The sequence below is a fragment of the Pseudoduganella sp. RAF53_2 genome, from assembly GCF_052113985.1.
Classification (GTDB): Bacteria; Pseudomonadota; Gammaproteobacteria; order Burkholderiales; family Burkholderiaceae_D; genus Rugamonas.
On sequence record NZ_JBFRDW010000198.1, the window covers coordinates 1 to 9,072 of the forward strand.

Here is a 9,072-nt window from a genome sequence, read left to right on the forward strand (position 1 = left end):
ATGCACAGCATGATCGAAATCGGCAGGTAGAAGTACGGGTGGACAAGCTTCATCGTCCAGCAGATGGTGGTCAGGATCGAACTGCACAGAATGCCGATCGCTACGCCCTGCCAGTTGGCGCGGCGCGTGAACATGCCYAGCGTGTAGGCGCCTGCGAAACCGCCGCTCAGCAGTCCCGCCAGTTCGATCGATACGTCGAACAGCGAGTGCGCATTGAAGCGCGACAGAATCAGCGCGGCGGCAATGCCGATCAGGCCCGTCGCCACGGTGGCGATTTCCGCAAACAGCACGCTCTTTTTCGGTGTCGGGTTCTTCACCAGCTTTTCATAGAAGTCCACCGAGGCCAGTGTCGCGACGCTGTTCATGATGCCGGACAGCGTAGCCATTGCCGCCGCCAGGATGCCCGCGATGATCAGACCGGTGACACCTGTCGGCAGTTCGGCCGCAATGAACAAGGGGAACGTGGCGTCCACATTGAGCAGTGGATTCATACGCTCGGGGTGGCTCTTGTAGTAGGTGTACAGTGCGGTGCCGATGGTGTAGAAGATGAAGCCACCGGGGATGGAGATCGCCGCGAAGGTCCAGATCGAGCGCGTTGCTTCCTTGGCGGACTTGGTCGACAGCACGCGCTGCATCAGCACCTGGTCTTTGGGGAAGGTCAGCACCACGYCGAACACCACAAGGAAGATGAAGCCCCACACGGTCGGCTGGGTCAGGTCCCAGCTGAAGTCGAACAGCTTCGTCTTGCTTTCCGCTGCCGCGACGTGAACGAACTCCATCACGCCGCCATCCAGCTTCCACAGGATGAAGCCAATCGCGAACAGGGCGCCGCCCATCTTCACGAATAGCTGCACGAAGTCGGTCCACACCACGGCCTTCATGCCGCCCATCGCCGTGTACACGATCGTAAAGCCGCCCATCAGGATGATGCTCCAGGTGACGTCGATACCGGTAATCGTGGCGATGGCCAGCGACGGCAGCAGCAGAATCACGCTCATGCGGCTGCCGATCTGCACCAGGATGCAGATCAGGCTTGCGATCATGCGGATCGCCGGATGGAAGCGGATTTCGAGGTACTGGAACACCGACATCAGGTTCAATCGGCGCAGCAGCGGCACGATGGCGACAGCAACGAACGTCAGCGCCACCACGGCTACCAGATTATTGGTCATGTACTGCCAATTGGTCTCGAACGCCTTGGCTGGAATGGCGATGTAGCTGATGGAGCTGGTGTTGGCAGCATACAGGCTGATGCCCGCTGCCCAGAACGGAATGCTGCGGCCACCAACGAAGAAGTCCGATGTGGAGTTGCGCTTCTCGCGCATATAGCAATACCAGCCGATGCCCAGCATGCCGGCGAGGTAGACCACGATGACGATCCAGTCGAAGGTTTTCAGCAGGCGCTTGCCGCTGACGATTTCGGTGTATGCGAGCTGCTGGCGGCCGCCGGCGTCGACGTAGGCGCGCAGTACGCCGTTGCCCCAGCCTGCTCCAAATTCGGCGCCTTGGGCGGATTCGGCTTCAGACAGCGGCGCTACGGCCCAGGAGCCGGTAATCGTGTGATAAGTGTGCAGCTGCGTGTGGCCATACGCTGCGCCCTGGCTTGCACCGAGCGGCTCGGCCAGATACAGGACATGGGCTTGGCCCGTGGCGCGCACCGCGCCTGGCAGTACGCGGCCGCCAACGGGCTTCGCTTCCGACCAGCCGTTGCGGGCAGTCCAGCGCAGCAGGCGGTCGCTCTGTCCTTCCGCGCCGCGCACGGTCAGCAATACCGTGGAGTTCTGTGCTACCAGCGAAGTGATGTCGCCACCGCGGCCATCCCAGGCCGGGAGCACTTCCCAGCCTGCGCCCGGCGTGACGGTATCCAGTGCCAGCATGCGCGGCTCACCGGCGGCGGTCTGGCCTGCGACATACAACTTGTCTGCCAGTACAGCGGCGAAGGCGTGCGTTAGCGGCTCAGGCAGCGCCGGCAGCGGTGCGCTGTCGATGCCTTGCCCCTGCAATGCAAGGCGCTGCACGTTGGCGACGCTACCGTCCGGACCGGACAGCAGCCAGGTGTAGCGCGGGCCCGCAGCGAAAGTGCGTGCTTGCGGAGCGCRGAAATTCGTGGCGCGCCACGCCTTGCGGTCCTCGTCCAGCAGCCAGCTGCCGGACTCCGTCAGCGCCAGCAGGCGGCCCTCGACGGTTGCGATCTGCGCGGCAGACTGCGGCAAAGGCGGCAGCGCGACCTTGCGGACGGTAGCCAGATTGTCGGCCAACGCCAGGCGTGGTGCGAGAGAGGCGATGCATAGCGTGGCGAGCAGCGCCAGCACGCGTACCACATGAATGAAATGCCTGGTCATGAATACCTCAGCGAATGACATCGAGAGCGCGCAGCCGCGCGATCTCTTCGGCCGAATAGCCGTTGGCTGCCAGGATCTGGTCCGAGTGYTGCCCCAGCGCCGGTGCGGCAAATGGCTTTGGCGCAGGCGCGTCGCCGAAAYGAACCGCCTCGGTGAATCCCCTGTAGCTGCCGGCTGCCGGATGCTGCATGTCCGCCATCATATTCTCAGCCAGGACTTGCGGGTGATCGAACATTTCTTCCAGCTGGCGCGCGGCGGAACATGGCACGTCGCTGCCGAAGACCTGTTCCCATTCGCGGGCGGTACGTGCGGCCAGCGCTGCGCGCAGTTTCGGCACCAGTACCGATGCGTGCTCGGCGCGTTTGCGGACGCTGTCGTAACGCTGGTCAGTGGCCAGTTCGGGCAAGCCGACGCGCTCGCACAGGGTGGCCCAGAAATGCGGCGTGTTGGCGGACAGGTAGATGTAGCCTTCACGCGCGGGATGGATGCCGGTGATGCCGCCGGAACGCATGTCGCGGCCAATGTCCAGCGGTTCGCTTTCGGCCTTGATCAGACGGGCGGATTGCATGGCCAGGGCACTGCGCAGCAGCGAGACGCCCACATATTGCCCGCGTCCTGTGCGGCTGCGTTCAAACAGGGCGGCGTTGACGCCGGATGCGACCAGCGCAGCGGCGTAGTAGTCGACCACGCTGCCWTACACGATCTGCGGCTCGCCGCCTTGAGGGCCTTGCATGGCGCAGATACCGGTGAAGGTTTGCAGCACCTGATCATAGCCCGCGTTGTCTTTCATCGGACCGCTTTCGCCATAGCCGGTGACAGCGCAGTACACCAGCTGCGGGCGGCGTGACCTCAGCTGCTCATAGCCGATACCCAGGCGTTCGGGCACGCCCGGGCGGAAGTTGTGTACCAGGACGTCGGCGGTGTCGACCAGCTTGAGCAGCACGTCGCGGCCTTCCTGCTGTTTCAGGTCGATCACGATGCCGTGTTTGCTGCGATTCACGCCGAGAAAGGCGCGGCTTTCGGCCTCCAGCGTGGACGGGTACTTGCGCAGATTGTCGCCCACCGGCGGCTCGACCTTGATCACCTCCGCGCCCATGTCAGCGAGCTGCGTGCAGCCGTAGGGGCCGGCAATGTAGGCGCTCAAATCCAGCACACGGATGCCCGCCAGCGGCAGCCGCGCAGCCGTTCCGGACCCGGCGTCCACCGCGGCCGGGGTGGCGGGACGGCCGGCAGCGACGAGCGCTTCGGCGCGGCGGATGAATGGCAGGTCGATCATCTTGCCGTCCACCGTGAACGCGCCCGCACCGGATGCCTGCGCCGCGCGCGCGGCGTCGAGCACGCGCACGGCATGCTCGAACTCCTCCTCGCTCGCGCTGAAGACTTCATTGGCCAGCGCCACCTGGGACGGATGAATACAGCTCTTGCCCCAGAAGCCCAAACGCCGCGACATCTGGGCCTCCGCGCGGAAGCCATCGGCATCGCGGATATCGGGAAACGCACTGTCGTAAGCAAACACCCCCGCCTCCGCTGCGGCCATGCGCAAGGCGAACATCGCCGCGTGCACATTACCGGCATCGCGGCGCGCAATGCCGTTGGACTCGAACAAGTCAGCAAACCCCAACTGCAAGCCCGCCACCCGCGAATTAGCCGCGCCGATTTCGGCAGCCCGGCGCAAACCGGCCGCCGACTCGATATTGGCCAGTACGCGAATCGGCCGGATCACCCCGTTTGCCGCCTCAGCCCGTGCCAGCGCAGCACACAAGACTTGCACATCGTCCGCCGATTCAGCCTTGGGCAAATTCAGCATGCCCAGCGCGGGCAACGCAACCGCCGCGACGTCGGCCTCGAAATACGGGGAGCCAATCGCGTTCACGCGAACGATGATCAGCGTCCCGCTCTCCAGCGCTGCGGGAGAGCGCAGAAACTCGGCCACGGCCAGGCGCGCCTCCTCCTTGCGCCCTTCAGGCACGGCATCTTCCAGATCAATCGATATGGCGTCAGCCTGCCCGTTAAGTGCCTTGACGAACAGCTCCGGACGCGAGCCGGGGACAAACAGTTTGCTGCGCATAATGCTTAGAAGGTGATGCTGTGAGTCAGCGAGTAAGTGCGGCCACGGCCCGCGAAATAGTTCTGGAAGCCCGGCACCTGCGCCCACGTCATGATGTAGAAGCGGTCCGCCAGGTTTTCGATACCGAGAGTCAGATCACCATACTTCGTCTTATAAGTGCTGGTCAGGTCAAACAGCGTGTAGCCGCCGGTCTTCTCCGCCGAGCTCTTGCCCTCGTTGATCGAGCGGCCCTTCAGCGTAGTGGAGTTGATGCGCACGTTGCCGCGATCCGACCACTGCCAGCTGGCGCCCAGTCCCAGTTTGTCCGGATTGATATTGGCCACACCCTGTTCGGTGTCCAGCGGGCCGCCAACCTTCGACGCCGATTTGCCGCGAATGCGCGAGTACAGTCCGTTCAGGCGGATAGACGGCGTGACGATGTATTCACCGGACAGCTCGAAACCCTTCACCTGCACCGGCGAGCGCTGCATGATGAAGTCGCCCGTCACTGGATCGATGGACAGCGACACGCCAAAGTCCGAATCCGATTTGTAATAGGAAGCGGCCACGCTGCCCCACTTGCCCTTCCAGTTCGCGCCGATTTCCTTGTTCTCGACGATGACCGCCTGCAGGTCCAGAATGCCTTGCACCGTCTGTCCAGGCACCTTGATATTACGCAGTGGGATACCGACGTTCGGCAGGCTGAAGCCCTTGGCATAGGACACATAAGTCGACCAGCCCGGTGCGAAGCGCCATACAACGCCGGCATTCGGCAGATTCGCCTGATAGTCCAGAGAACCGCCCTGTACGAATACGCGGTTGTTGAAGTAAGTGGTGGTATAGCTGTCCACCTCCAGTTCCCCATCCTCGCGGCGGAAGCCGCCACTGAAGGTGAAATCGCCCAGGTCATACGACAGCTGCGCATAAGGCGCCTTGCTGGTATAGACCATCGGCGGCACCCAGGTGCGGTTGGTCAGCGCCAGACGCTGCTCGGTCTGATCGCGCACCACGTCCACGCCGGCGCGCAATTCCAGATTACTGATCAGGAAATCGGGACGGTTATAGCCGGTACGCAGTCCGCGCTTTTTAGAGAACACTTCGGACTGGTCGACCAGGGTACCCAGCGGCGCAATCAGCGGGTCCTGCTTGTCGGCGCCGCCCTTCTCCGCCACGAAGCGCATGGCCTGCTGCGCGCTGTAGACCTGAGCCGTCACGGTGCCGCCCCACACATCGTCGTTGCTGTAGTTGGCCGCATACTGGCGGAAGTCGTTGAATTCAGCCTGGCCATTAAACGGCTTGCCCGRCACCGACGTGTCGGTGATGAACTGTGCGCGGTTGCCTTCCTGGTAGACGTAGTTGCCCTTGCCATCCAGCTTGAAGCGGCTGGCCTGTACTTCCAGGCGCTGGTGCGGCGTCAGGTTGAAACCTGCTTTCAGGAACAGGTTGCGGCCCTCGGTATCGTTCAGCGAACCGGAAGCGTTCATGCCGATGCGGCGGCCGTTGGCGTCCCATTGCATACCGCGGTCCACTTCGGACAGCGCGACCAGCAGGTCGTATGCCTCTTCCTTGTGGGCGAACACGCCGCCGACTTTCCAGCCGAAGCTGTCGTCGCGGAACTGGCTGGTCAGCTTGGATGTGAGCGTGAATTCGTTGCCCATCTTGGTGGGCGTCTTCGACACGTAGTTGATGATGCCGCCCGCCGCGCCAACGCCCTCGGATGCGGATGGACCGTTGATTACTTCGATGCGGCCCACCACGCCGAGATCGGTGAAGGAGCCGCCACGCTGGGTTTCGCGCAATGGCGAGCTTTGAGGAATGCCGTCGAACAGGCGCAGCGCGATACGGCCGCGCAGTGTTTCGCCGGTATTGCTCATGGCCTGGGTCGACTCGGCATAGCCAGGCACGGTGCGCGCCAGCACGGCCGTCGCGTCTTCGGTGATGGCCAGCGAGCTGGAAATCTCGGCGCTGGTAATCACGTTCACCGCACCGGGGATCTTGTCCACGGCTTTTGYGGTGCGGGTGCCGGTCACGATCACCGTGGCGGCGTTCTTGTCCTTGTCGTCATCCGATTTCTTTTCGTCGGCCTGCTGTGCGAAGGCGCCGCCGCAGAAAAGCAGTGCCGCTATGGCTGCGGCTATCGGCTTCAGTTTGATTGTCTCACTCATTGCTATCTCCTCGTTATCGCGGTTTTTTTTATAACTTATGAGRGTTACTGGATTACGGGCCGGCCCTCCTACTCGTCGAGACCGAGGGCGGCCCGCCCACCCCGGCTGTCGATAAATTCCTGCAATTCCGCGCGCGTCGGAATCGATGTCTGAGCGCCGATACGTGTGACGGCCAGCGCCGCCGCACATTGCGCCTCACGCGTCGCGGCCGGCAGCGTCATGCCGCGCGCCAGCGCCACAGTCAGCGCGCCGACAAATGTGTCGCCGGCCGCCGTGGTATCGACCGGCTGCACTTTCACGGCCGGTATCAGGTACTCGCCATCGGCGCTGCACACGGCGACACCGGCCTCGCCCATCGTCAGCAGGACCGCACCCGCGCCACGCTGGCGCAGGGCACGTGCAGCAGCTGCCGCTTCTTCGGGACTGCCAACACTCAGGCCRCTCAGTTGCGCGGCTTCGGTTTCGTTGACGATCAGGTAATCGGTCATGGCCAGCAAGCCTTCCGGCAGCGGTGCAGCGGGCGCAGGATTGAAGACGACTTTCACGCCGGCGCCATGTGCGATATCAATGGCGCGCACCACGCTGTCCAGCGGGATTTCAAGCTGGCAGACAAGGTAGGAAGAAGACTTGATCGCACCTGCCGCGGCGTCGACCTGGGCCAGGCTGATCGCATGATTGGCGCCGGGAGCCAGCACGATGCTGTTGGCGCCATCGTCATCGACAAAGATGCCCGCCACACCGGTCGCCACATCCGGGACCACGAGAATCTGGCTGGTTTCCACTTCGTTCTCGCGCAAGTCGGCCAGGGCGCTGTAGCCGAAAGCATCATTGCCCACGGCGCCTACGAACAGGACATCGGCGCCCTGACGAGCCGCCGCAACCGCCTGATTCGCGCCTTTGCCGCCGCCGATCTRACGGAAACCGCTGCCGCTGATCGTCTCCCCAAGCAGGGGCATGCGCGGCGTGCGCAACACCAGATCGATGTTGATGCTGCCGACGATGGTGATGCGGGGAGTCATGCTCTGGAGTCTCCGATTTTAAGTATTTTCAGACGCAAACGATTGCGCAAACGATTGCTATTGAACGCGCGCATCAATCTGATGTCAACTCTTTCTTTTCGGAAATTACTTCGGAGGGGACGTGGATTGCCGCACAACCAGCTTGGTATGCAGCAGTTCGCGGCGCAGGGAATCGTTCTGGCCGCCTACGCGTTCGAGGAGTAAACGGGCAGTCAGCTCGCCCATTTCGTACTTCGGCTGGGCCACGGTGGTCAGTGGCGGCGTGGTGAAAGAAGCAAGTGCAATGTCGTCATAACCCAACACCGAGAGCTGGTCCGGCACGCGCACGCCGCGCGCGCTGGCCGCACAAATGCCACCGATGGCCATCAGGTCGTTGCTGGCGAAAATGGCGCTGGGTGGTTTGGGCAGGGCAAGCAGCTGGCTGAAGCCCTGGTAGCCGCCCTCGCTGGTAAAGTCGCTGCGCACCAGGTAATCGAGGCGGAAGCGCAGGCCCGCTTCCTTCAGCGCGCGCAGATAGCCTTCGACGCGGGCGCGCGACGGCGGCAGGTCGATGGGGCCGGAGACGCAGGCGATATCGCGATGTCCCAGCTCGATCAGATAGCGGGTGGCCAGATAGCCGCCCTCCTCATGGTCCGCTTCCACGAAGTCCGCTTCCACACCCGGCACTTCGCGGTCGACCAGCACGGTCGGAATCGGCAGATGCTGCAGACGGGACGACAATTCGGCATCCGCGCCGGATGCGACCAGGATCAAGCCATCAATGCGCTTCTCCATCAGCACCTGCAAGTAGGCCGTCTGCTTGCGCGTGTCGTCGTAGGCATTGCACAGGATGACGTTGTAGCCCTGCTTGAAGGAGGCGTCTTCGATGCCCTGGATCAGTTCAGCGAAATAAGGATTGGTGTTATTCGGGATCATCATCCCGATGGTGTGCGTCTTGTCGCCCTTCAGGCTGCGCGCCACCGCGCTGGGGATGTAGCGCAAGTCCTTCATCGCAGCCCGCACGCGCTCCTGCACGTCCTCGCTGACGACGCGCGTGTTGTTCAACACGTGGGATACGGTCGTGGTGGACACGCCCGCGCGTTCCGCCACTTGCTTCATCGTTGCCATATCAGTCGATCAAGGATTGATACACCAGGTTATAAAATTTCACGCTCAGCTTCGGCGGATCGCCGGGCAGCCCTTGCGGCAGGTGCTGCATCATCAACAGCGCCACCAGCTGCTCTTTGGGATCGATAGTGTAATAGGTGGAAGCCGCTCCCGACCAGCCGAATTGTCCGACACTGCCAAGCCGCCCGCGCCGCGCCACGTCCAGCACCACATAGCCGCCGAGGCCAAAGCCCTCCCCTTTGCTGAATTCATTCACCGGCGGGTCGAGGTGGGTAAGGTGGTTAGACATCATCAGCTCCACACTCTTGCGGCCCAGGATCTGCGCGCCATCCAGATGTCCGCCATTCAGCAGCATCTGCGCGAAGCGGGCGTAATCCGATGCGGTTGAATAC

At 62.9% G+C, this 9,072-nt stretch carries 6 protein-coding genes and 1 pseudogene; all 7 read right to left on the reverse strand.

Annotated features, from left to right (window positions below; genetic code table 11):
- Positions 1 to 2,342: sodium:solute symporter family transporter (locus AB4Z11_RS13605; protein ID WP_442025783.1), on the reverse strand; the 2,342-nt coding region annotated here is incomplete at its 3' end.
- A 7-nt stretch (positions 2,343 to 2,349) separates the two neighbouring features.
- The gene (locus AB4Z11_RS13610) at positions 2,350 to 3,618 is read right to left on the reverse strand and encodes a CaiB/BaiF CoA transferase family protein (protein ID WP_442025788.1); all 1,269 of its coding nucleotides are present in this window, start codon (positions 3,616 to 3,618) and stop codon (positions 2,350 to 2,352) included.
- Positions 3,619 to 3,663: 45 nt separating this feature from the next.
- Positions 3,664 to 4,410, reverse strand: a pseudogene (locus tag AB4Z11_RS13615) (HpcH/HpaI aldolase/citrate lyase family protein); the annotation flags it as partial.
- 5 nt (positions 4,411 to 4,415) lie between these two features.
- A complete protein-coding gene (locus tag AB4Z11_RS13620; RefSeq protein WP_442025784.1) occupies positions 4,416 to 6,554 on the reverse strand; it encodes a TonB-dependent receptor in 2,139 nt (712 codons plus the stop codon).
- A gap of 68 nt (positions 6,555 to 6,622) precedes the next feature.
- Positions 6,623 to 7,573: a ribokinase gene (gene rbsK, locus AB4Z11_RS13625; RefSeq protein ID WP_442025785.1), complete on the reverse strand. Its 951-nt coding sequence runs from the start codon at positions 7,571 to 7,573 to the stop codon at positions 6,623 to 6,625.
- A 105-nt stretch (positions 7,574 to 7,678) separates the two neighbouring features.
- Positions 7,679 to 8,680, reverse strand: a complete 1,002-nt coding sequence (locus AB4Z11_RS13630) for a LacI family DNA-binding transcriptional regulator (RefSeq protein WP_442025786.1) — start codon at positions 8,678 to 8,680, stop codon at positions 7,679 to 7,681.
- Between the two features lies 1 nt (position 8,681).
- A partial coding sequence (locus AB4Z11_RS13635; RefSeq protein WP_442025787.1) for a serine hydrolase occupies positions 8,682 to 9,072 on the reverse strand: 391 nt, incomplete at its 5' end.